The following is a 23,197-nucleotide window of genomic DNA, read 5'->3' on the forward strand; positions in this document are numbered from 1 at the left end:
CAATATCACTCCTGCGGCAGACGGGTTCTGACGACCTCGGCAAAATACTCCGCGCCAGTTAGCAATATCTCATCATTAAAGTCGTAGCAGGCATTATGCAACGGTGTATTGCCCTGAGCATCTGAACTATCGCCGTTGCCTAAAAAGATGAAACAGCCGGGGATTTTTTGCAGAAAAGCGCCAAAATCCTCCGAAATCATCATCTGTGCGACGTTGCCGTCCACCTTCTCAGCCCCTACCACGTTAATCGCAGCGGTGACCGCTACATCAACGCATTGCTGCCAGTTCACCGTTGGCGCAAATTCATGGGTATAGCTGAACTGGCACGTCGCACCGTGCATCGCGCAAATCGCTTCGCTAATGGTACGCATTCGTTCTTCGAGCAGCATCTGCACCTCCGGTGCAAAGCTGCGCGTATCCCCTTTGATTTCGACGTGCGTCGGAATCGCATTGCGGATGCCATCGGTGTGCAGTTCAGTACAGGAAATGACCGCTGGCACGTTCGGATCAACATTTCGCGAAACAATTGTCTGCAAAGCCAGGATGATTTCCGCCGCAATGACCAGCGGATCTTTCGCCATATGCGGCCGCGCCGCATGCGCTCCCTGCCCTTTAATACGAATAATAAAGTTATCTTCACTGGCCATAATGCCACCGACTCGCGTGGCGATAGTCCCGGCTTTCATACCCGGCATATTATGCAGACCGTAGATTTCCTCTATGCCAAAGCGTTCAATAACGCCATCGTCCATCATCGCTCTGGCGCCATAGCCAGGTTCCTCAGCAGGCTGAAAAACAAAGCAGACCGTGCCGTTAAAATTCTGCCGCTGCAATAACAACTGCGCCGCGCCCAGCGCAATGCAGGTATGACCATCATGTCCGCAACCGTGCATCCGCTCGGCGGTCATGGAGCGGTAAGACCAGTCTCCCTGTTCGGTCAATTGAATGGCATCGATATCGGCACGAATAGCAATAACGCCCTTCCCGTCGCCGCATTTCAATCTCCCCACCACCCCGGTTTTGCCAATATCGCGGTGCACCTCAATGCCCATAGCTTCGAGCTTTTCGGCAATAAACCGTGAAGTATTCTGCTCCTCGAAGGCGCTTTCCGGATGGGCATGCAAATAGTGACGCCAGGCGATAAGCTGCTGCTTTAGCTGTTGCTGATTCATTCTCTGCTCCTGTAAACATTAGTCCATACGCTGGGCGCGCTGTAAAACCACCTGCAGCAGCACATTGGCGCCAGCAATCAGATCTTTGGCTGCGCTATGTTCTTTGACGTTATGGCTAATGCCATCGACGCAGGGGACAAAAATCATCCCGGCGGGACATACCGACGCCATAAATTGTGCATCGTGTCCGGCGCCGCTTGGCAAACGTCGGTAACTGAGCGCCTGACGCTCCGCCTCGGCTTCCACCGCATTGACGATCTCATCGGCAAAAATGACCGGATTAAAGCGCACCAGTGAGCGGCTGGTTATCTCCACGCCTTCTTCCTGCGACGTTTTCGCGACAAATTCGGCCAATTGCTGCTCCGCCAGACATAAGATCGCATTATCGGTATTGCGGAGATCCACTGACATGACGACATGGTTGGGAATGACGTTGATTAGATTAGGCTTCACGCTGAAATGTCCAACGGTAGCTACCTGATTACCACCAAGGCTTAGCGCCAGCTCACGGGCAAAAACAGCGATTTTCGCAGCCGCCAGCCCGGCATCACGTCTCATGGACATTGGGGTAGTACCCGCATGATTCGATACGCCTCTCAGGGTAAATTCCTGCCACGAAATACCCTGTACGCCGGTAACCACGCCAATATCAATCTGCTCTTTATCAAGAATTGGTCCCTGTTCGATATGCAGCTCAACGTAGCTATCTACCGCCATATCTCCCGGCTGACGTTCGCCTTTATAACCAATGTTACGCAGCGCTTCATCGAGCGTGATACCGTCGAGATCTTTTGCCGCGAGCGCCTGCGCCAACGGATACTCGCCGGCAAACACCACGCTGCCCATCATATCGGGCTGAAATCGCACCCCCTCCTCGTTAGTAAAGAAGGTTACCGCCAACGGTCGTCGGGTGCGGATCCCGGCATCCTGGAGGGTGGCAATCACCTCAAGGCCGGCCATAACGCCGTAGTTGCCATCGTATAACCCACCGGTGGCGACGGTATCGATATGTGACCCCATCATCACCATCGGCAACGTCTCCTCGCCGTGATAAACGCCGGTGACATTGCCGATAGCATCAATTGACACGCTCAGGCCCAGCGCCTTCATGCGGGCTACAACAAAGTCCCTGCCGGCTTTATCTTCGGCAGTCGCTGCCAGGCGGCATACGCCGCCGCCTGGCAGCGCACCATGTTCGCCAAGTGCATACAGGGAATCGATAAGCCGTTGGCCGTTAATCTGCAGATAATGACTCATATAACATCTCGCTAATAATGGTGGTTATTGGAACATGCCGTAAAAAATGGCAGATACGGTGATAAGACCGATCAGGGTGACGAAAACGTTGCTCGCTTTACCGCGCCAGGGGGCAAGCACCGGTAATTTATGAATGGCGTACATAGGCAACAGCAGCAGAATTGCCGCCCCGGTGGGACCGCTGATGCATTCGATAATACCGAGGATACTGGGGTTCTTGTACGCGGCGAACCAGCAGGTAAGCACCATAAACACCAGGATGACCGCGTCGACGAGGCGAATACCAGGTTTTTTCCCGCGTGCGGCGGCGGCCTCCAGAATCAGGTCGCGCAGCGATTCATAGGCGCCGATGTAGTGGCCAAGAAATGATTTAGTAATAGCGACAAAGGCGATAATCGGCGATAGCCAGGCAATAATCGGTGTATCGTACTGATTGGCCAGATAGGACAAAATCGACAGATTCTGGGCTTTGGCTTCCGCCAGTTGCTGCGGCGACAGGCTTAACACGCAGCTGAGAACAAAAAACAGCACCACCACCGTCATGAGCAGGATACCGTAGCGCTGGATCTGCGCACATTTACCCTCAGCGAGCGCCAGACCGTAACGCTGCTTCTGGCGCACCACCATCGGCGAAATGATGGGATAGTGGTTAAACGACATCACCAGTACCGGGAAGGTCATCCACAGGGATAATATGATCCCCTGCGTATCGCTCGTGGCGCTGAAGCTTACGGTTTGCAAAATTGCGCCGTTCCAGTGCGGAATCAGAAAAAGTGCCATAAAAATAAGCGAGATGATGAAGGGATAAACCAGGGTGCTCATCACCCGCATTATCAAACGCTGTCCGAAACGGACGATAAACATCAGCCCGAGGATCAGAACGATGGCCACCAGCGACCGGGGAGGCTCGGCCATTGCCAACTGGTGGGTGATAAAGCTCTGCGCGGTGTTGGTGATAGCCACCGCATACATAATCAGAATGGTATAGACGGCGAAGAAATATATGACGGTAAATACTTTTCCCGCCAGCGCGCCAAAATGCTCGCCAATAACATCGGTAATACTGCTTTCCGGCGTATTGGAAGAGTAAATGAATCTCGCCAGACCGCGGTGAGCCAGATAAGTAATAGGAAAAGCGAGGACAAAAACAATCAGCAGCGGCCAGAAGCCGCCAATTCCGGCATTAATCGGCAGAAACAGCACCCCAGCGCCAATGGCGGTACCGAACAGGCCAAGGACCCAAACGGTATCTTCGCTATGCCACTTTGCGGGATCGGAATATCCTTTATTGATAATTATATTTTCAGTATTCATCGGTCAGGTTCTCTCTATGCATGACGCGAAAGCGCGTATGTTTTCGTTATGAGTCAGAACGCTTGTCATACCGAGGGCTTGTAGGGTAGGTAAGATGGCCCCCTTGTTATTGTCGATAGCGCTCAACCATTACGGCCAAACCAGACGATGTCTTCATAGACATCGGGTGATGTATCTCCTTCCGTGCTGATTAACAGAACCTGTGCATCGGCATTCAGGCGCAGCGATTCGGCAAGCTCGCGATACGCCGGTTGAGTCATCAGCGCATAAAGCACTCCTGTGCCAATAGCGCCGGATTCCCCGGAGACAAAAGGTTCGTCAGTACCTGGTCGCGGAGCGGCCAACAGGCGCATGCCGTTGGCCGCCAGACAATCGTCGGCGGAAATAAAACAGGTGGTATGGTCGCGGAGCATTGGCCAGCTGGTGATATTAGGTTCACCACAGGCAAGCCCGGCCATCAGGGTTGACATATCCCCGCCGACGCTGTGCGGCAGTCCGTCATTAATGGTTGCCGAGCGAAACAGGCAGTTCGCCTTGTGCGGCTCAACGATGATGATGGTGGGAGCCTGCTGCTGCATCTTTTCGATGAAATATCCCATGATGCTACCGGCAAACGACCCGACCCCGGCTTGTAAAAACAGATGCGTCGGCATCGACGCTCCGCTTTCTGCCAGCTGCTGCCAGATTTCAACAGCGAGGGTCATATAGCCTTGCATGATCCATGTGGGGATCTGCTCGTAGCCCTGCCAGGCGGTATCCTGGAGTAGAACCCATCCCTGCTCGCGCGCGGTTTTGGCCGCCAGCCGAACTGTGTCGTCGTAGTTCAGTTCAGTAATCGTGCATTCGGCGCCATGCCGGCGAATATTCTGCGCGCGTACCGGTGACGAGCCCTTTGGCATATACACCACCGCACGCAGCCCAAGCTGCTCAGCCGCCCACGCCACGCCACGTCCGTGGTTACCGTCGGTAGCAGTCACAAATACGATGTCCTTGATACGCGCCTTAATCACTGGTGAATTAAGCTCGGCAAAGCTCAACGTATTAATATCTCGCTCAAGCAGAGCGGCGAGATATTTCCCCATCGCATAAGATCCGCCTAATCCTTTAAACGCATTCAAACCGAATCGCTGCGCTTCATCTTTTATATGGATCGATCCCAGCCCCAGCCGCTGGCTTAAAAATTCCAGCTTACGCAGCGGCGTGACCCGGTAATCAGGAAATTTTTGATGGAATGCCAGCACTTCGTTCCCCACGCTTTCATTCAGCAGACTCAAGTCTGCTCCCTGGCCATAGGGCTGCCGCCGGGCGTTAAGTTGAAATTTAATTGTGTCCACTATTCAGGCACCTCTATTTTCATATCGTCCTGCGACGATAACGTTATTTGCGACCATTCCGCCTAAACAACGGGTGCACGGATCCGTGCGGCCTGAGACAGGACGGTCGCTTTAAATTGGTTAAGTCAGAATGTGAGAGGCTTTTTGTCGCGATATACCGCTTTCCCACTGCCTGTGATGGTACACTGCGCCCGGCGGTTAATTGGCGCAAAGTTGCCCATCGCGCCGCAATTTTCACTCTGTTTTATCATTCACACGCAACAACGTTGCATTAGTGAGGTTGATCACAGACTTGCAGGACGAGATATATGATGAAACTTGACGCATGGGATAAAAAAATTCTTACGCTCTTGCAGCGTAATAATCGCTTGTCGCAACGGGAGATCGCCGATCGGATCAGCCTGTCTCCTTCGGCAGTCAATCGGCGTATCGCTGCACTGGAGGATGCAGGAGTGATTAAAGGCAGTGTTAGCTTAGTGGACGCCAGTAAAGTGGGAAGACCAATCACCATTATGGTGCAGGTGACCATTGAGAATGAACGTCTCGATCTGCTTGAGGAGGATAAACAGCGTTTCGTAACCTGTCCGCAAGTGCAGCAGGTCTACTATGTCACTGGCGACTTCGATTTCCTGCTCGTGATCAACGTCCGTGATATGGCGGAATACGAAGCGCTAACCCGTGAACTCTTTTTTGCCTCGGGAAATATCAAGTCTTTCCGGACCATCGTGTCGATGCAAAATGCGAAGCAGGAAATGACGGTCATTATCGAGTAAGTCGTGTAAAAGTCGAAATGGTGAGCCAAAGAACGCCCCGGAGGTGTATTTATTTCCGAAATCCACCCTTCCCTGTGCGAAATCTACTTGTCTGATGGAAGATGACAGGTAACATAGATATCCCCCCGCTGTTGGGGGAAGAGACTTTTTTATTGGACTACATAGAGAGATTATTATGAGCGTTGTGCCTGTAGCCGACGTACTCCAGGGCCGCGTTGCCGTTGACAGCGAAGTCACGGTCCGCGGATGGGTGCGTACCCGCCGAGATTCTAAAGCTGGCTTTTCTTTCCTCGCCGTCTATGACGGTTCCTGCTTTGATCCTGTACAGGCCGTTATTAATAATTCTCTGCCCAATTACAATCAGGAAGTGCTGCGTCTGACCACCGGCTGCTCGGTGATTGTCACCGGTAAAGTCGTGGCTTCTCAGGGTCAGGGTCAAAGCTTTGAGATCCAGGCGACCAGCGTGGAAGTGACCGGCTGGGTGGAAGACCCGGACACCTACCCGATGGCGGCCAAGCGCCACAGCATCGAGTATCTGCGTGAAGTAGCGCACCTGCGTCCGCGCACCAACCTGATTGGCGCGGTAGCCCGCGTGCGTCACACCCTGGCGCAGGCGCTGCACCGCTTCTTCAACGAACAGGGCTTCTTCTGGGTTTCCACCCCGCTGATCACCGCCTCCGATACCGAAGGCGCCGGCGAAATGTTCCGCGTGTCGACGCTGGATCTGGAAAACCTGCCGCGTAACGATCAGGGCAAAGTCGATTTCGACAAAGACTTCTTCGGTAAAGAGTCGTTCCTGACCGTTTCCGGCCAGCTGAACGGCGAGACCTACGCCTGTGCGCTGTCGAAGATTTATACCTTCGGCCCGACCTTCCGCGCCGAGAACTCCAACACCAGCCGCCACCTGGCGGAATTCTGGATGCTGGAGCCGGAAGTGGCCTTCGCCAACCTGAACGACGTTGCCGGCCTGGCGGAAGCGATGCTCAAGTACGTCTTCAAAGCGGTACTGGAAGAGCGTGCGGACGACATGCAGTTCTTCGCCGAGCGCGTGGATAAAGACGCTATCGACCGTCTGCAGCGCTTTATCACCGCTGATTTTGCTCAGGTGGATTACACCGACGCCGTCACCATTCTGGAAAACTGCGGCAAACAGTTCGAGAACCCGGTGTACTGGGGCGTGGATCTCTCCTCTGAGCACGAACGTTACCTGGCCGAAGAGCACTTCAAAGCGCCGGTGGTGGTGAAAAACTACCCGAAAGACATTAAAGCGTTCTATATGCGCCTTAACGAAGACGGTAAAACCGTCGCGGCAATGGACGTTCTGGCGCCGGGCATCGGCGAGATTATCGGCGGTTCCCAGCGTGAAGAGCGTCTCGACGTGCTTGACGCGCGTATGGCAGAGATGGGGCTTAACAAAGAAGACTACTGGTGGTATCGCGACCTGCGTCGCTACGGCACCGTGCCGCATTCCGGCTTCGGTCTGGGCTTCGAACGCCTCATCGCTTACGTGACCGGCGTGCAGAACGTCCGCGATGTTATTCCGTTCCCACGGACGCCGCGCAACGCGACATTCTAAATTTTTCTGACATCAATCTGAAAGGCCAGCGCAAGCTGGCCTTTTTTTATGTCAATTACTGTTAGTAAAATTCAACAACCTTAAACATCAAGACCTGGAAATCACAATTATGTTACGCACTGTTTCGGTGCATCCTGGTGATGTAGATCGCACTTTATGTTCATAACAGAGCAAAATGGCTGATAAATTTGCTCATTTTTTGACCTTTACCCGCACATCTTGCAAAGACAGAGACTGAATAAAAAGAATACGAATTCAATACACAAAATGAACGAATTGCCGCTTAGCCAAATTAATCATAAATAATTCATATAGATAGATAAGCAATCGCGTTTTCCCTTATCCGGTGGAACGGAATTTTGATTAAGTTCACAAAGTTCCGTTAAATACACATTTAGTTACATGATTTTTCGTTTTGTTACTCATATGATATATTCGTAGCATTTTCCGGCTAGCGAAACGTTGTCGCGGATGGAAAGATGCCTTCAGACACCAAACTCTCATCAATGGTTCTGTAAGTTTTTATTGACAGAACTTATTGACGGCAGTGGCACGTGTTCATATAAAAAATATTAATGAGGGTAATAAATAATGATGAAGCGCAATATTCTGGCAGTGGTGATCCCTGCCCTGCTGGTAGCCGGTGCAGCCAACGCTGCAGAAATCTATAACAAAAACGGCAACAAACTGGACTTCTATGGAAAAATGGTCGGCGAGCACGTCTGGACCACCAATGGCGACACCAGCAGCGACGATACCACCTATGCCCGTATCGGCCTGAAAGGCGAAACTCAGATCAACGATCAGCTGATCGGCTACGGCCAGTGGGAATACAACATGGACGCGTCCAATGTTGAAGGTTCCCAGACCACAAAAACCCGTCTGGCGTTCGCGGGCCTGAAAGCGGGCGAATACGGTTCATTCGACTATGGCCGTAACTACGGCGCGATCTACGACGTCGAAGCGGCAACCGATATGCTGGTTAAATGGGGCGGTGACGGCTGGAACTATACCGACAACTACATGACCGGTCGTACCAACGGCGTCGCAACCTACCGTAACTCCGACTTCTTCGGTCTGGTTGACGGTCTGAGCTTCGCGCTGCAGTACCAGGGTAAAAACGACCATGACCGTGCGATTCGCAAGCAGAATGGCGACGGCTTCAGCACCGCAGCCACCTACGCGTTCGACAACGGTATCGCACTGTCTGCAGGCTACTCCAGCTCTAACCGTAGCGTCGATCAGAAAGCTGACGGCAATGGCGACAAAGCCGAAGCCTGGGCGACCTCTGCAAAATATGACGCTAACAACATCTATGCGGCCGTCATGTACTCCCAGACTTACAACATGACTCCGGAAGAAGATAACCACTTCGCTGGTAAAACTCAGAACTTTGAAGCAGTTGTACAGTATCAGTTTGACTTCGGCCTGCGTCCGTCCATCGGCTACGTACAGACCAAAGGCAAGGACCTGCAGTCGCGTGCTGGCTTCTCCGGCGGCGATGCGGATCTGGTTAAATACATCGAAGTGGGTACCTGGTACTACTTTAACAAGAACATGAACGTCTACGCTGCGTATAAATTCAACCAGCTGGACGACAACGATTACACCAAAGCGGCTGGTGTCGCCACTGACGACCAGGCGGCCGTGGGTATCGTTTACCAGTTCTAATCTGCAGTACACCCCTTCGTGATATGCCTTCAAAGCAGGACTTCGGTCCTGCTTTTCTGTATTCGTGAGACAAAGATCGTCTCTTTCGAAAACCTTCGCGCTTTTTGTCGCAAACGGTTGGCAATTCGTTATTCTCCCGTTAACCTGATAGCGGATTTCCCTTCAGTAATCACAATGGAACCTCGTCATGTTTGAGAACATTACCGCCGCCCCAGCCGACCCGATTTTAGGTCTGGCCGATCTGTTTCGTGCCGATGACCGCCCTGAAAAAATTAACCTCGGAATTGGTGTTTACAAGGATGAAACCGGTAAAACGCCCGTTCTGACCAGCGTCAAAAAAGCAGAGCAGTATCTGCTGGAAAATGAAACGACTAAAAACTATCTGGGCATCGATGGTATTCCTGAATTTGGTCGCTGCACCCAGGAGCTGCTGTTCGGTAAAGGCAATGCGATTATCGCTGATAAACGCGCCCGCACCGCGCAGACACCGGGCGGTACCGGTGCGCTGCGTGTCGCCGCAGACTTCCTCGCCAAAAACACCGACGTGAAACGTGTGTGGGTAAGTAATCCGAGCTGGCCGAACCATAAAAGCGTATTCACCTCTGCCGGGCTGGAAGTGCGCGAATACGCTTACTATGACGCGGCTAACCACGCGCTGGACTTTGATGGTCTGCTGGCCAGCCTGAACGAAGCCCAGGCGGGCGACGTGGTACTGTTCCACGGCTGCTGCCACAACCCGACCGGTATCGATCCGACGCTCGATCAGTGGCAGCAGCTGGCGCAGCTGTCGGTGGAAAAAGGCTGGCTACCGCTGTTCGATTTCGCCTACCAGGGCTTCGCCCGCGGTCTGGAAGAAGATGCTGAAGGGCTACGCGCTTTTGCTGCTCTACATAAAGAGCTGCTGGTCGCCAGCTCCTACTCGAAAAACTTTGGCCTGTACAACGAGCGCGTCGGCGCCTGCACTCTGGTCGCCGCGGATCAGGAGACTGTAGACCGCGCCTTCAGTCAGATGAAGTCGGTGATCCGCGCCAACTACTCCAACCCGCCTGCGCACGGCGCCTCCGTGGTCGCCACCATTCTGAGCAACGATGCGCTACGGGCAATCTGGGAGCAGGAACTGACCGATATGCGCCAGCGCATCCAGCGTATGCGTCTGCTGTTCGTCAATACCCTGCAGGAGAAAGGCGCGAGCCGCGACTTCAGCTTTATCAGCCAGCAGAACGGCATGTTCTCATTCAGCGGCCTGACTAAAGAGCAGGTGCTGCGCCTGCGTGAAGAGTTCGCCATCTATGCGGTAGCTTCCGGACGTATCAACGTGGCCGGGATGACGCCTGACAATATGGCGCCGCTGTGCGAAGCCATCGTCGCCGTACTGTAAGCGATAGTATTCGGTATAAAGAAAAAGGCCGCGAATGCGGCCTTTTTTATGTGTTCGCGTCATGTCTGTTACCAGACCGGCATCTCATCCTGCAGAAACGGGTTATTACGGCGTTCCTCACCCAGCGTCGACAACGGACCATGGCCGGGAATAAAGGTCACATCATCGCCCAGCGGCAACAGCTTTTCCTTGATAGCCGCAATCAGCTGCCCATGGTCGCCGCGCGGAAAATCGCTGCGTCCCACCCCGCCTTTGAAAATCACGTCTCCGGAGATCAGCAGTCGGGAGGCGTCATCAAAAAAGACCACATGGCCCGGCGTATGGCCCGGGCAGTGCAGCACCTGCAGCGCCACATTCCCCACATTGACCACATCGCCTTCATTAAGCCAGCGATCCGGACGCAGCGGTTGGCAATCCTCCAGGCCGAACATCCGGCTTTGCGCCGGTAATCCTTCCAGCCAGAACTCATCCTCTTTTTCCGGACCAATAACCGGTACGCCATAATGCTGCGCCAGTTCAGCCGCGGCGCCAACGTGATCGAGGTGGCCATGCGTCAGCAGGATCTGCATCAGCGTGACGCCAGCCTCCGCCACCACCGCTTTGATACGTTCAGCATCGCCGCCAGGATCGACCAGCGCCGCCAGCCGGGTTTGCCCGCACCAGATAAGAGAACAGTTCTGCGCGAACGCGGTAACCGGAATAATACGATAGTTCATGACGCTCCTTTCGTTACCAGTGCCTTACGGGACCGGTATCAATATGCACAAAGTTACTACGTGGGTAATATCCTACACCACCTGCGCGCATAGATAACGCCGCTTTGCGAATATTGCTTAACGAAATACCTTCAATATGGAAATCCATCGCCTGCCCCTTGGTGTGATAGCTGTGTTTCGCTACACCACGGCTTCGTGCGCGAAGCTCATCGTTGGTATCGAGGGAACGATAGCCAGAGATAAGCTGGACAGGTTTGTTGGTGCCAAGTAGTCCCTGCAACCGATAAAGATGATCGAACAGATTTGGATCGATGGACTTAATTTTATTCGCGCGATAGTCACGGAAAAAATGGTTAAGTCTTGCTAATTCATCCTGAATATAGCCTCTGCCATCGAAAAACTCCGCCCTGAGCGATTCACCGGTATGCAGGTTATTCAGCGTCAAAATACGCGGACGGGGGGTCGAGAGGGTGGCAAATGCCGGCGCAGGGAGAATGGCGGCAGCACCCAGCGCAGCGCCACCCAACGCCAGCAATCTGCGGCGATTAGCGTCAAATTTGTCCATGATAATCAGGTCTACAGTCAATGAATCGTTATATACTTTTTCCGCTTTGCGCGATGCCAGGATCAGCTCGCTATCGCTCGCCACGACCGAGATGTTGCCCGGCAAAGGAGAGCGTTCGCGCTAACCGCGCTACGCATTGAGCGGAATGATATGTATATGCACTTCTGGCGCACGAAAGGCACCTTACCGGGCATTATTGCCAACGTCAAGGCAGCCTCACCCCAGGAAAATCGGGCGCTGCAGAGGTGCAGCGCCCTTTATTACCCAGTGCTAGGACAACAAAATCCATTGAACTACTTCATTTACCTGATTAATTGTTCCGCTTTCGTCAGAATTTGTGCGCTGGATCGCGCGGTGATATCGTAATTGTAAATATCTGTTCGATATTGTGTACGTCCATCAGCGTCCACAAACGCCGTTAAGTAATATAAATTCACCGGTATATTTTGCCGAATATTGACATAGCGCGTATCCCCCTGCTTCAGGGCGTCGGAAATGCGCGTGTCATTCCAGCCCGCGTCCTGCAGCAGCATATTGGCCAGCTCCGAGGCTTTATTGACCCTGACGCAGCCGGAACTGAGCGCACGGACATCCTTCTGAAACAGATTATGGTTCGGCGTATCGTGCAGATAGATAGCATCCGAACTCGGCATATTAAACTTGTAACGCCCCAGTGAATTACGTGCCCCAGGCGCCTGCTGAAAACGGAACGGTAAATTGTTCTCGGTGATGGTTGACCAGTCAACCCGGTAAGGATCGATGGTCTCTTTACTGTTCCAGCCGCGCATCACGGTGTAGCCATGCTGCTCCAGATAGCCAGGATTATTACGCACCTTCGGCAGAATATCTTTGCGCGCCAGGGTGGGCGGTACGTTCCACGGCGGATTGACCACTACGTTGTTCAGCGCGCTGCTCATCATCGGCGTCTTGCGGTCCGGACGTCCGACGATCACCCGCGAGGCCAGCACCTGACTGCCGTCCTGGTAATAGACCAGCGAAAACGCGGGAATATTCACCATGATACCGGTCGATAGTTTGCCTGGCAGCAGACGTAGACGCTGAATGTTCAGCGCCAGCACGCCAGCGCGCTGCGCCGATGAGACATTGAGCCAGTCACGGGTGGATTGGCCGATGACCCCATCCGCCCCCAGCCCCTGCATGGCCTGAAAGCGCTTAACGCCCTCCACCAGCTGGCGATCGTACACACCGCGCGCCGCGGGCTTGCTCTTTTTCTTCGCCGAAGGACTCACCACGTCCCCGGGCAGAACGATATTGGCGGAATTTTCCAGCATCCCGGTACGCTGGAGGATCTCGCGCAGCGCGCCGATATCATTGCTCCATTCTCCCGGACGCAGCGAGCCGCTGCCGGTCATCTGCGGCCATGGACGTGAATCAGCCACCAGCGCCAGCAGCGACTGGTGCATGGCCTCATACTGCGGATGACGCGGCGCCAGGCCGGCGATAAACGCCGGCAGGGAGCCATTATCCAGCGCCAGCTGCCACTGGTTAATCACCGACAGCGGCGGGGTCGCCATCTTGTACGGTGTCGAGCTATATAACCAGCGGGTCCCCTGGGTGGGGATGCCGCTGATAAAGTGCAGATAGCCCATCATGGCATCAGACAACACCACATCGCGCGCCATACCGCTGACGGCAGGATCGGTCAGCAGACTGACCCAGGTGGTAAACTGCGGCTGAAAACCGGCGATGGCGATCTCCGCCAGCTGCTGCTGGAACGCCTGCACCGCCTCGCGGTTTTCCCACATCGGTTTCATATCCCTGGCGGCGTATAGCGAGACCAGCGGATTCATAAAGACGGGTTTGTAGCCAGCCGGCAATAGCGCTTCGATCTGGGCGCGACTGTTCGCCGCGGCTTCCATCGACAGCGGCTGCTCACCGGCCAGCTTCGCGACCGCCGGCGATTGCCCGTCGCTTTGCGACAGCGCGACGGAAAGCTCTCCAGGCGTAGCGGAGCTATCACCTGGTACGACTTCAGGCTCTGCGGCCTGGACATTGAACAGCGGAGCAAATGCCATTGCCAGGCTCAGACTGAGCGCTGACAATGGACGACCATACCGTTTCTTAAGCAACATCCCTTGCCCCCTGTTGTCACACATTGCCGCCCACAAATTCGTGGGCTTTAACACAGTATATAAAGACGAAAAGGCTTTTGCCTTACCTAATGTAAAGAAGCTTAAAGATTATACCACCCTGGCATAGCAAGCTGGATAGCAAAAAGGGCAACTTAACGTTGCCCTTTTCAGCGCTTACCCGCCAGTAGTGAGCTGCATCGTCAGGAGGCGTCGGCCGTTCCCGGCAGCGCTTCCGGCAGCGGCGCGGCAAACCCGCGCAGCCCCACGACGTGCACATGTTCGTGATTATTGAACACCTTACGCACCAGTTTATAGGTAGTGCCTTTTTCCGGACTGATGTTCTCCGGCGCTGCGATAATCAGCTGCATCTCCAGACGTTCGCACAGCTCGAACAGGGTGGCGATGGAGCGGGCGTCAAGACGCGCCGCTTCATCGAGGAACAGCAGACGGCAAGGCGAGATATCCTTGCCGCGCAGGCGACGGGATTCATCTTCCCAACTCTGCACCACCATCACCAGAATCGACATCCCGGTACCGATAGCTTCCCCGGTAGACAGCGCGCCGGACTCCGCGCGCAGCCAGCCGTCGGAGCCGCGGTTAACTTCCACTTCCATCTCCAGATAGTTGCGGTAGTCGAGCAGCTCTTCACCGATGGTTTGCGGCGTGCGCTGCCCCATGTCGATCTGTGGGTTGAGACGCTGATAGAGCTTGGCCAGCGCCTCAGAGAAGGTCAGACGATTGCTGTTAAACAGATCCTGGTGCTGCTCATGCTGCTCGGAGAGCACGTCGAGCAGCATCGAGTGGGTCTCACGCACATTGACGTTCAGACGCACGCTGTTGACCTGGCCGAAGGAGACGCTCTGCAGACCCTGGTTGAGCATCCGGATACGGTTCTGCTCGCGCTGAATGGTTTTGCGAATAATGTTGGCCACGCTGCGGGAACTGATCGCCAGCTTCTGTTCACGGTTGGTCAGCTCTTCGGTCAGGCGGCTGAGCTCGATCTCCATCTGCTCGATCGCTTCCACCGGATCATCGGTGCGAATAATATCCTGACGAATACGCTCGCGCAGATGCTGGTATACGGCAACGAAGAACTGAATTTTGCGCTCCGGACGCTTCGGATCTTCCGAGATACGCAGCACGTCACGCAGATGTTCGTTATCGGCGACCGCCAGACGCAGCGCCCCCAGCGCCTTATCCGACATTGAGCGCAGCTCATCGGCGGAGAGATAGGCCAGCTCGCGGCGATGCAGACGACGTTCGACGCCGTTGTCTTTCACCAGACGCATCACCGCGCACCAGCCCGCCTTGGCGGTCACCACCTGCTCGCGCATTTCGCAGTAATCGCGCTCCAGCTTGCGCAGTTTACGGGTCAGGTTGTCCATTTCCGCTTCGCAGAAGGTCAACGCTTTCTCCAGCTGATTGCGTCGGGAGCGGTTATTGCTCAGCTGCATGTGCAGTTCATCGCGACGCGCGCGAGCACGCTCTTCCGCACCGGCGTCGGCGCGCACGCCAATGTCCTGCAACTCTTTATACAGATCGTTGAGCAGCTCTTTCTTGGTGTCATACGAGCTCTTCAGCGAGGCCAGCACCTGATTGTACTGACTAAGCTGCGCCGCATGGGCACGCATCGCGTCGCGCGCGCGGCTGCGTTCGGACTCCGCCTGCTCCAGACGCTGGCGCAGCTTCTCGTTGAGATCGCTGTTGCCGCTGAGCATTTCCGCCGAATCGGAGTAGCTGAAGTGGGCCCTGCGCTGCACAACTTCCGCCAGGGCAAAAGCCTGCTGACGCGCATCGCGCTGGGTTTGCTGCGCATAGGCGTAATCTTCTTTCAGCTGCTCAAACTGCTCCGGATCGCTCTGCAGCACCGAAACAATAGGCTCCAGCTTCGCCAGCTGGTTACCGTGCTGCTGAATAAAGCGCGCGGCCTCCTGCGCTTCGTCCAGACGTTCCTGGATCTCGTCCACGCGGTCGGCCAGCGTATCATCCGCCAGCAGGTTCAAGCGCGGCAGCAGGCGGTTGAGCGCCGACACGCCCTCTTTCGCCTGCTCGTACTGCACACGGTTCTGTTGGTTATCGCTTTCATGGGCGCTCAGCGCACGCTCCAGCTCGCCGCGGCGGCTGTTGAGTTTGCGGATCTCTTCTTCCGGATCGTCCTCGAAAGCCACCGCCAGATGGCTGCCGATAAAGCGGCTGAAGGCCTGGTGCAGGCGCTGGGTTTTCTGCACATCGAACGACAGGGTCGCAAAACGCTCTGACAGCGATTCACGCTCGGCATGCAGGGTTTCAATGCGGTTTTCACGTGCCGCGCGGCCAAACAGCGGCAGCGACGGGAAGCGCGAATAACGCCACTGGCGATCGGCAATCTTCACCACCACCGCTTTTTCCAGCTCGTCGACGCTGAATACGCTGTCGTCAAAGGATTGCGGATCGCCTTCGATCAGATAGAGATCTTCCGGGCAATCTTCCAGTCCCTCAAGCTGCTCGGCTACCCGCGACAGATCCGGTACCACGATCGCATGGCGCGACGGACCGTACAGCGCGGAGAAGTAAGGCGCATCGTCGAGGCTAACATCATCGTAGATCTCGGACAGCAGAACGCCGCCGAACCGTTCCGCCAGGGCGTTGAGGCGCGGATCTTCCGAACCGCCCGGCTGGCTAAGACGCTCGATTTCTTCGTCGATGGCGCGCTTGCGGGCGCCGACCTCGTCACGTTCAACGATAGCCTCTCGTTCACGCTCCAGCAGCTGCTGCAGGTATTCGGTGACCTCCTGGCCGGACGCAAACTGCTCGCCGCTTTGCTCGCACAGCTGGTTAAGGCTGTTCTGCGCCGCCAGCCAGACCGGCGCCCGACGCATCAGCGTCTGGGTACGCGACTGCAGTTGCTCCAGCTCCTGACGCAGCGCCATGCGCTGCTCCTGAGCATTGGAGACGCTGTCGGCCAGCGACGCGATGCGCGCTTCCAGCTCCTGATGCAGCGTTTCCAGATCGTCGATATCGTAGCGTTTACCCTGGCGTTTGCAGAACTCGGCCAGCTGACGCTCAGCGTCCTGCTGCTCGCGCAGGCGCTGTTCAAGCTCGTTGAGGCGGCTGCGCAGCCCCTGCGCCTGCTCGGCCTGGTGGCGCTGGTTCACGCCGTCGCGCAGCAATTCGCGCGCTACGTCCCAGGCTTCATTGCGCGCCAGCGGGCCGTTAATCGCCGCCACCAACTGGTAAGCCTGTTCAAACTGGCTGTGCGCGGTTTGCGCCACGCTCATTTTCTGTTCCAGCGACAGCATTTTCTCCGTCGCTTCCTGCTCTTTCGCCTGGAAGGTTTCCAGCCACTCGTCGGCGCTCTCCGGGGTCAGATCCGGCAGATGGCACAGCGCCTTCGCGCGCTCCAGCGCCTGCAGCGCCTGGTTATACTGAATGGCGCGGGTCTGCTGCACATCGAGCGCCTGCTGATAGTCGGCGAGTTGGCTTTTCAGCTCATCCACTTCCAGCTCGGCGGCCTCAGCGCGGGCTTCGTTCTCTTCCTGACGATCGACGGCTTCCGCCACCACTTCATTCTGCTCTTCCAGACGGATCTGCAGCTCGTCGAGATCCGCTTCGTAGCGCTCGATTTTTTCCTGCTGACGCAGCGCAGTCTGCACCAGGTTCAGGTGATCGCTGGCGGCCTGGTAATCGGCTTCCAGATCGCCCTCCGCGCCGTTATGCTCCTGCAGTTCGCGCGCCATGTCGACGTGCTTATACTGCTCAGCCGCCAGCTGCGAACGCGAGGTGAAGAGATCGCGGCGATACTCCAGCGCCTTATCCAGGTGAATGCGCCTCTCGTTGGCGTGACGCATATAGTCCGCCGCCACGTAGTTGGTGGCTTCGCTGATCAGGTGTTTAAACAGATCGCGGTCGGACTGGGTAACGCGAATGGCTTCCAGCGTCATGCGGTTTTCCCGCAGCGCCGCTTCCATATCCTGGAACGCTTTACGCACGCCGCTGTTTTCCGGCAGCAGGTAGTCGCGCAGCGAGCGGGTAATGGTGCTGGAGATCCCGCCGTACAGCGAGGCCTCAATCAGGCGGTAGTACTTGCTACGATCGGAGGCGGAACGCAGGCGACGCGCCACCACGCCCAGATCGAACATTAGCGAGTGATATTCGGTGATCGAGTTGAACTGTTTAAACTGGACCCCTTCCATCGCCTCGAGTTTATCTTTCAGCTCGTTGAGGCTCACGACGCGCGCCTGGCGCTCGTTCAGCGTTTCGGTCAACAGCTGGGTCGGCAGGATAGAGGTCGGCAGTCCCTGAATGGCGAAAGGTTTAATATCGACTTTACGATCGCGCCCGGCGACCTGCTGCAGGCGCACGCCGACCACCACGCGCTGGTGGCGGGAGTTGATCACATCGAGTACCGAGTAACACACCCCGGCGCGCAGCTTACCGTGCAGGCCTTTATCGCGTGAGCCGCTGGTGGCCCCCGCTTCGGTGGTGTTACGGAAGTGCAGCAGGGTTAAATCCGGGATCAGCGCCGTGACGAAGGCCGCCATGGTCGTGGACTTACCCGCGCCGTTCCCCCCGGAGAGGGTGGTCACCAGTTCATCAAGATCAAAGGTCCGGGCAAAGAAGCCGTTCCAGTTAACCAGCGTTAGCGAGCGAAACTTACCGCGTTCAATCATTACTCTTCCTCCCCGCTATCCGGCTGGTTTTCTTCATTCTCATCATTGAGCTGCAGGTGATTTTCCAGGGCCATCGCTTCCCCGTCGCGGATCAGACGGCGCTGCGCTTCGCGCGGGTCGTCGCCGGCGCGCACATCGGCGCCAAAGCGGAATACCGATTCGGTAATGCGAAACTTGCTGCTATCGTGGCCCATAAACCACACCATCCCCAGACGGCGTAAGCGGTTAAGCGAGGCCCGCATTTTTTCCTGCAGCTTCTGGCGGTCCAGATCCGAACCGGTGGAACGGTTGTTCACCAGCTTCAGCAGCCTGGATTCATCGGCCAGGGTCAGCAGCTCGTCATAGAGCTCCTGCTGGGTAAAAATCCCTTCGTTCGCCAGGCGCTCCGGGCTGAGATAGAGATAGCAAAGAATTTTGCCCACCATCATATCCAGCTCGGACAGTACCGAGCGCGAAATCAGCGTGGTGGACCGCGGGCGCAGGTAGAAGAATCCCTCCGGCGCGCGGATCAGCTCGACGTTATAGCGAGCGTAAAACTCTTCCAGGTAATCCTGAAAATCCATCAAAAATGCGTGATTATCCAGCTCGTCGAGACCGATATGACGGCCCGCGCGCAGGGCGCTGTCCAGCGCCGGAAATAACGGATTGGCCAACGCCTGCGCCAGCTTAACCGGCATCACTTGTTCAATATTTGTCAATGACATGCGCCTGTACCTTGGCTCCGTAATCATTAATCGGCTGCCATTTTGCCGGCAGTCCGGTGAAATCTGCCTGGGCGACGCCCAGCTGTACCGCCTGATCCACGACGATCCGCGCCACGTCGAAGTGACGCCCGCGCGGATACTGCGCCAGGAACTCCCGCGCCACCAGGCCGAGATCCAGCGGTATTCCTTTCTCTTTATAGACCGCCAGCTGCGCTTCGATCAGCGCCGCCAGCTGCTCGCGAATTTCGTTAAACTCTTCAAATTCGAGGTCCGCCGGCAGCTCGCCGGTGACCTCTTCATCGCGCAGGGCCATCTCTTCATCGCGCATATCCAGCAGGCGGTCGGCGTTGGCGTAAGTTAGCGCCCACGGTTCATCAAAATAGGTCTGTACCGACTGGCGCAGACGCTGGGCGAAGACGCGGTTCTTATCCATATCGATAGCGGTACGGATAAACTTGTGCACATGGCGGTCGTAGCCGATCCACAGGTCAATCGCCTGCTGACCCCAGCTGACGATGCGGTCGAGCTTGCTTTGCAGATCGAACACCAGCCGATCGACAAAATGGAGATCGTCGCGCGCCATGGTCGAGTCCTGAATGCGCAGCAGGTTCGCCTGCAGCTTATCCCCTGCCGCATCCAGCGTATCCTGCAGTTCGCGCAGGGTGCCGGAGGTTTCCGACAGCAGCAGTTCACAGCTGGAAATCGCCGCGCGCCAGTCTTTATTCAACAACTGCGCGATATCGTCTTTCACCAGCTGCTGCTGCTCATCCATAATGCGCTGCGTCAGGTCGATGCTGTCGAAAATTTCCGCTACGGAATACTTCAGCGGCGCAAAAACGTTGCGATGCCAGTGGAATTCATCACCGCCCTCTTCCGCGGCGTCCGCCGCGCGCTTCAGCTCGCCGGCGACGATCGACAGCTGCATCGAGAGACGCAGCGTCGAGAATTCGCGCTGACGGATATAATAATCGGTGATCCCAATCCCCAACGGCGTCAGGCGATAGATCGCATTGCCTTCGGTAATTTCGCTGGTAAAGCGGTTCAGCAGACGCTGGCGCACCAAATCGTTGATCGCGTTATTGGCGCGCTGGCTGATGGTTTCGCTGGTCTGCTCAAACGCATCACTGACGTGGCGGAACGCATCCACCAGTTCACCCTCGCTCATTTCCCCTTCCAGTCGTTCACCATTCAGAGTGGCGATCGCCAGCAGGAAAGAGAGTCTGTCGACCGGTAGCGAGATTGAAAAATCATTTTTTCTGGCCCAGGCAACCAGTTCGGGGACTGTCTGGGAAAATTCACTCATACTTTATCCTTGCATCTGCGGCTATGAGCCTGGCTCTTAAGCGCGGTGACATGAATATAACGGCCCAGGCTGAGATACGGCTCCTGACGACAGTAGCGCGTCTCCAGCGCCAGCAGCGCCGCATAGCTGTCATGCTGTTGGCGTTTTTCACGCAGATAATCATGAAACACCCGCACGCCGGTTTTGCTGACGATCTGCCAGCCAATCTCTTCCAGCCAGTGATAAACCTGCTGTGGTTCACGCGGATAATCCGGCGACAGCGTGCGTTTTTTCTTTTTTGGCATGCCCAGTTGAACGTAATCAAAATTACCGGCAACCATATTGTGCATCAACAGGCCGTTAGCATTGTAGAACATCAATGACAGTCCACCGCCAGCACGCAGCGTCGACCACAGGGTATGCAGTATTTCCTGGGGCTCCGCCACCCACTCCAGCACCGCATGAAACAGTACCAGATCGACCGGGCTTTCCAAATGCTGCGCAATATCCTGAGCCGCGCATTGTACAAAATGCATGTTGTCGATCACACCTTTATCGGCGGCCGCCTGGCGGGCGCGAGCCACCATCTCAGCGGAGAGATCGCAGAGCGTCACGTGATGGCCCAGTTGCGCGACTTTGATGGCCGTTTGCCCTTCGCCGCCGCCGGCATCCAGCACCCTCAGCGGTCCCGGCCCCAGCTGCGCCAACAGCGGTTCCAGATCCTGCCAGAGGATCGCCTGACGCAACTGGCCTTTTGTGGTGCCGTAAATATTGCGCGAAAACTTTTCAGCAATGTCATCGAAATTGCGATCCTGCACGAGTGACTCCACAAGCCAACACAAAACCGCTATTTTGTCATACCCGCGCCGAGAATGAAGCGATCTGTTATAAGATCCGAACATAACTTTGGTTATATGGTTAAAAAAGGAACCATCTGGCATGCTTTTCACGCTAAAAAAGATCGTCGGCGGCCTGCTGTTGCCGCTACCCGCCTTACTGTTGCTGATCGGTATCGGGATCGCGCTGTTATGGTTCAGCCGCTTTCAGCGTACCGGAAAGCTATGCGTGAGCCTCGGCTGGCTGCTGCTGACGCTGCTGAGCCTGCAGCCCGTGGCCGACAGCCTGCTGAAACCGATTGAAGATACCTACCCCACCTGGCGCGGCGAGCAGCCGGTGAACTACGTGGTGGTGCTGGGCGGCGGCTATACCTGGAATCCGGAGTGGGCGCCAAGCTCTAATCTTATCAATAACAGCCTGCCGCGCCTGACGGAGGGCATCCGCCTGTGGCAGGCGAATCCCGGTTCGAAAATGATCTTTACCGGCGCGGCGGCGAAAACGAACCCCGTCAGCACAGCGGAAGCCGGGGCGAGAGTGGCGGAGAGCCTTGGCGTACCTCGCAGCGATATCATTGTGCTCGATCGGCCGAAAGATACAGAAGAGGAAGCGCTGGCGGTGAAGCGCGCCATCGGCGACGCGCCCTTCCTGCTGGTCACCTCGGCGTCACACCTTCCGCGGGCGATGATATTCTTTCGCCATGCCGGCCTGGATCCGCTTCCCGCGCCGGCCAATCAGCTGGCGGTGACCTCGCCGCTCAATCCGTGGGAGCGGGCCATTCCTTCTCCAGTGTGGCTGATGCACAGCGACCGGGTCGGCTATGAAACCCTTGGTCGCGTCTGGCAATGGCTGAAAGGCAGCTCAGGCGAGCCAGGGCAGGAGTGATTTTGCAGCGAGGTCAAAACGGGCGCGATCAAAGCGCCCGGTGTTGACCAGACTATCCACCTCATCCCACAGCAGATAAAGCCAGCGCCGCCAGACAAAGGCCTCGGAAACTGGCGCCTGCTGCAGGTAGCGCCACAGCAGCTGTTCCGCCTGGCCGCCTTCAGCAAGGCGGAACAGTTCATACTCGCGTGGCGCCCACAGCATCATCCCCGGCCCCACCATCGCCAGCAGCTGATCGCTGCGCGGATCTTTTAGCATGCTGCGCAGAGTGAAGTTGCCATGCACCAGCACAGCATTATCATTGAAATCGCGGAACAGCTCCGGAAGGCACTCGCGGGAGCGGAACAAAAGGCGCTTATCCTGCATGGTGAGACCGGTGTCCTGATACAGGTTCAGGGTGCTCCACAATATCTCTACCCGCTGGCGGTACCAGTTCGGCCACAGGTTTTCCTGGGTATTGTCGACCATTCCCACGCAGCCGCCACTGTCCTGCCGATGCCACGCCAGCAGCGCCTCGACGATTTGCTCCTGCAGTTGCTCCCAGCGCGCCGGGGTGCGCGTCGGCGCCTCCACCGGTACGCCGCGCAGGCGCTCAAGCAGCAGCACATCTGGTCCGGGATGTTCTTCGTGCGTCATGACGCCATAAACCACCGGCATACGCACCGTACCATTACGCGCCAGGGTCGAGATCTTCCATGCCAGCTGCCGCGCCACGCCGGGCGTGGTGAAACTTCGCGCCAGCAGCGGCATCGGGTTTCCCTGCGCATCGTACAGGAACCACAGCGCCGTAGCGGCTTGTTCACTGACACACTCCACCCGGCTTAGCTTTTCGCCAAGAAGATGACTGAGTTCGGTTCGCAACTGTTCCATTGTCGATTACCCCTATGAACACTACTGGTTTCATAATGAGCGCCCGCACCTGGGTTGTCATCGGATAAGATCAAAAAGGGGTAAAAAAAGCAAAAAACCGACGGGGATATCCCCTCCAGCAAGG

17 protein-coding genes are annotated in these 23,197 nt (G+C 56.1%); 5 read left to right on the forward strand and 12 right to left on the reverse strand.

The genetic code is table 11. The features are described 5' to 3' along the window. Window positions 1-5 precede the first annotated feature (5 nt). From RRF55_RS00820 to dpaL, 4 genes are all read right to left on the reverse strand, one after another. Window positions 6-1,172 (reverse strand): M20 aminoacylase family protein, encoded by a 1,167-nt coding sequence (locus tag RRF55_RS00820; protein ID WP_004179190.1) that lies wholly within the window; start codon window positions 1,170-1,172, stop codon window positions 6-8. Between the two features lie 18 nt (window positions 1,173-1,190). Then, on the reverse strand, window positions 1,191-2,429 hold the full coding sequence (locus RRF55_RS00825) for a Zn-dependent hydrolase (RefSeq protein WP_004141764.1): 1,239 nt from the start codon (window positions 2,427-2,429) through the stop codon (window positions 1,191-1,193). Window positions 2,430-2,453: 24 nt separating this feature from the next. Beyond that, window positions 2,454-3,743 carry an aromatic amino acid transport family protein gene (locus tag RRF55_RS00830; RefSeq protein WP_032414732.1) on the reverse strand — a complete coding sequence of 430 codons (1,290 nt, stop codon included), beginning with the start codon at window positions 3,741-3,743 and terminating at the stop codon, window positions 2,454-2,456. A 122-nt stretch (window positions 3,744-3,865) separates the two neighbouring features. Continuing rightward, complete coding sequence (gene dpaL / locus RRF55_RS00835) at window positions 3,866-5,077, reverse strand: diaminopropionate ammonia-lyase (RefSeq protein WP_071994682.1); 1,212 nt, start codon at window positions 5,075-5,077, stop codon at window positions 3,866-3,868. 311 nt (window positions 5,078-5,388) lie between these two features. Here dpaL and RRF55_RS00840 point away from each other — a divergent pair, with 311 nt between their 5' ends. The 4 genes from RRF55_RS00840 (at window position 5,389) to RRF55_RS00855 (ending at window position 10,475) form a co-directional block, all read left to right on the forward strand. Beyond that, on the forward strand, window positions 5,389-5,850 hold the full coding sequence (locus tag RRF55_RS00840; protein WP_002898209.1) for an Lrp/AsnC family transcriptional regulator: 462 nt from the start codon (window positions 5,389-5,391) through the stop codon (window positions 5,848-5,850). Between the two features lie 175 nt (window positions 5,851-6,025). Then, the gene (gene asnS / locus RRF55_RS00845; protein WP_002898206.1) at window positions 6,026-7,426 is read left to right on the forward strand and encodes an asparagine--tRNA ligase; all 1,401 of its coding nucleotides are present in this window, start codon (window positions 6,026-6,028) and stop codon (window positions 7,424-7,426) included. A 591-nt stretch (window positions 7,427-8,017) separates the two neighbouring features. Next, a complete protein-coding gene (gene ompK35, locus RRF55_RS00850) occupies window positions 8,018-9,097 on the forward strand; it encodes a porin OmpK35 (protein ID WP_016529535.1) in 1,080 nt (359 codons plus the stop codon). Window positions 9,098-9,284: 187 nt separating this feature from the next. Further along, window positions 9,285-10,475: an amino acid aminotransferase gene (locus RRF55_RS00855; RefSeq protein WP_002898202.1), complete on the forward strand. Its 1,191-nt coding sequence runs from the start codon at window positions 9,285-9,287 to the stop codon at window positions 10,473-10,475. Window positions 10,476-10,543: 68 nt separating this feature from the next. On the opposite strand, the gene RRF55_RS00860 is transcribed toward RRF55_RS00855, so the two are convergent. The 7 genes from RRF55_RS00860 to cmoM form a co-directional block, all read right to left on the reverse strand. After that, on the reverse strand, window positions 10,544-11,191 hold the full coding sequence (locus RRF55_RS00860; protein WP_002898200.1) for an MBL fold metallo-hydrolase: 648 nt from the start codon (window positions 11,189-11,191) through the stop codon (window positions 10,544-10,546). Window positions 11,192-11,204: 13 nt separating this feature from the next. Beyond that, window positions 11,205-11,756, reverse strand: a complete 552-nt coding sequence (locus RRF55_RS00865; RefSeq protein ID WP_002898198.1) for a YcbK family protein — start codon at window positions 11,754-11,756, stop codon at window positions 11,205-11,207. Window positions 11,757-12,058: 302 nt separating this feature from the next. Continuing rightward, window positions 12,059-13,849, reverse strand: coding sequence for a L,D-transpeptidase (ldtD, locus tag RRF55_RS00870; RefSeq protein ID WP_004211429.1), 1,791 nt, complete (start codon window positions 13,847-13,849; stop codon window positions 12,059-12,061). A 200-nt stretch (window positions 13,850-14,049) separates the two neighbouring features. Further along, window positions 14,050-18,498 (reverse strand): chromosome partition protein MukB, encoded by a 4,449-nt coding sequence (gene mukB, locus RRF55_RS00875; protein WP_032414730.1) that lies wholly within the window; start codon window positions 18,496-18,498, stop codon window positions 14,050-14,052. Beyond that, window positions 18,498-19,202, reverse strand: coding sequence for a chromosome partition protein MukE (gene mukE, locus RRF55_RS00880; RefSeq protein WP_004150840.1), 705 nt, complete (start codon window positions 19,200-19,202; stop codon window positions 18,498-18,500). Before mukE ends, mukB begins: the two co-directional genes overlap by 1 nt. After that, window positions 19,183-20,505, reverse strand: a complete 1,323-nt coding sequence (mukF, locus tag RRF55_RS00885) for a chromosome partition protein MukF (protein WP_002898189.1) — start codon at window positions 20,503-20,505, stop codon at window positions 19,183-19,185. The genes mukE and mukF overlap by 20 nt, the downstream gene beginning before the upstream one ends. Next, on the reverse strand, window positions 20,502-21,302 hold the full coding sequence (cmoM, locus tag RRF55_RS00890; RefSeq protein ID WP_002898187.1) for a tRNA uridine 5-oxyacetic acid(34) methyltransferase CmoM: 801 nt from the start codon (window positions 21,300-21,302) through the stop codon (window positions 20,502-20,504). Before cmoM ends, mukF begins: the two co-directional genes overlap by 4 nt. Window positions 21,303-21,423: 121 nt before the next feature. On the opposite strand from cmoM, the gene elyC reads away from it, so the two are divergent. Then, window positions 21,424-22,203, forward strand: a complete 780-nt coding sequence (gene elyC / locus RRF55_RS00895; RefSeq protein WP_004141786.1) for an envelope biogenesis factor ElyC — start codon at window positions 21,424-21,426, stop codon at window positions 22,201-22,203. Here elyC and RRF55_RS00900 read toward each other — a convergent pair. Further along, window positions 22,180-23,073 (reverse strand): YcbJ family phosphotransferase, encoded by an 894-nt coding sequence (locus RRF55_RS00900; RefSeq protein WP_002898182.1) that lies wholly within the window; start codon window positions 23,071-23,073, stop codon window positions 22,180-22,182. The genes elyC and RRF55_RS00900 overlap by 24 nt on opposite strands. Window positions 23,074-23,197: the final 124 nt, after the last annotated feature.

The sequence above is a fragment of the Klebsiella sp. K47 genome (genome assembly GCF_051858335.1).
GTDB lineage: Bacteria > Pseudomonadota > Gammaproteobacteria > Enterobacterales > Enterobacteriaceae > Klebsiella > Klebsiella pneumoniae.

Coding starts and splice junctions, on each gene's coding strand:
- RRF55_RS00820 (WP_004179190.1), bottom strand. CDS start 1,172: ATGAATCAGCAACAGCTAAAGCAGCAGCTTATCGCCTGGCGTCACTAT.
- RRF55_RS00825 (WP_004141764.1), bottom strand. CDS start 2,429: ATGAGTCATTATCTGCAGATTAACGGCCAACGGCTTATCGATTCCCTG.
- RRF55_RS00830 (WP_032414732.1), bottom strand. CDS start 3,743: ATGAATACTGAAAATATAATTATCAATAAAGGATATTCCGATCCCGCA.
- RRF55_RS00840 (WP_002898209.1), top strand. CDS start 5,389: ATGAAACTTGACGCATGGGATAAAAAAATTCTTACGCTCTTGCAGCGT.
- asnS (WP_002898206.1), top strand. CDS start 6,026: ATGAGCGTTGTGCCTGTAGCCGACGTACTCCAGGGCCGCGTTGCCGTT.
- ompK35 (WP_016529535.1), top strand. CDS start 8,018: ATGATGAAGCGCAATATTCTGGCAGTGGTGATCCCTGCCCTGCTGGTA.
- RRF55_RS00855 (WP_002898202.1), top strand. CDS start 9,285: ATGTTTGAGAACATTACCGCCGCCCCAGCCGACCCGATTTTAGGTCTG.
- RRF55_RS00860 (WP_002898200.1), bottom strand. CDS start 11,191: ATGAACTATCGTATTATTCCGGTTACCGCGTTCGCGCAGAACTGTTCT.
- RRF55_RS00865 (WP_002898198.1), bottom strand. CDS start 11,756: ATGGACAAATTTGACGCTAATCGCCGCAGATTGCTGGCGTTGGGTGGC.
- ldtD (WP_004211429.1), bottom strand. CDS start 13,849: ATGTTGCTTAAGAAACGGTATGGTCGTCCATTGTCAGCGCTCAGTCTG.
- mukB (WP_032414730.1), bottom strand. CDS start 18,498: ATGATTGAACGCGGTAAGTTTCGCTCGCTAACGCTGGTTAACTGGAAC.
- mukE (WP_004150840.1), bottom strand. CDS start 19,202: ATGTCATTGACAAATATTGAACAAGTGATGCCGGTTAAGCTGGCGCAG.
- mukF (WP_002898189.1), bottom strand. CDS start 20,505: ATGAGTGAATTTTCCCAGACAGTCCCCGAACTGGTTGCCTGGGCCAGA.
- elyC (WP_004141786.1), top strand. CDS start 21,424: ATGCTTTTCACGCTAAAAAAGATCGTCGGCGGCCTGCTGTTGCCGCTA.
- RRF55_RS00900 (WP_002898182.1), bottom strand. CDS start 23,073: ATGGAACAGTTGCGAACCGAACTCAGTCATCTTCTTGGCGAAAAGCTA.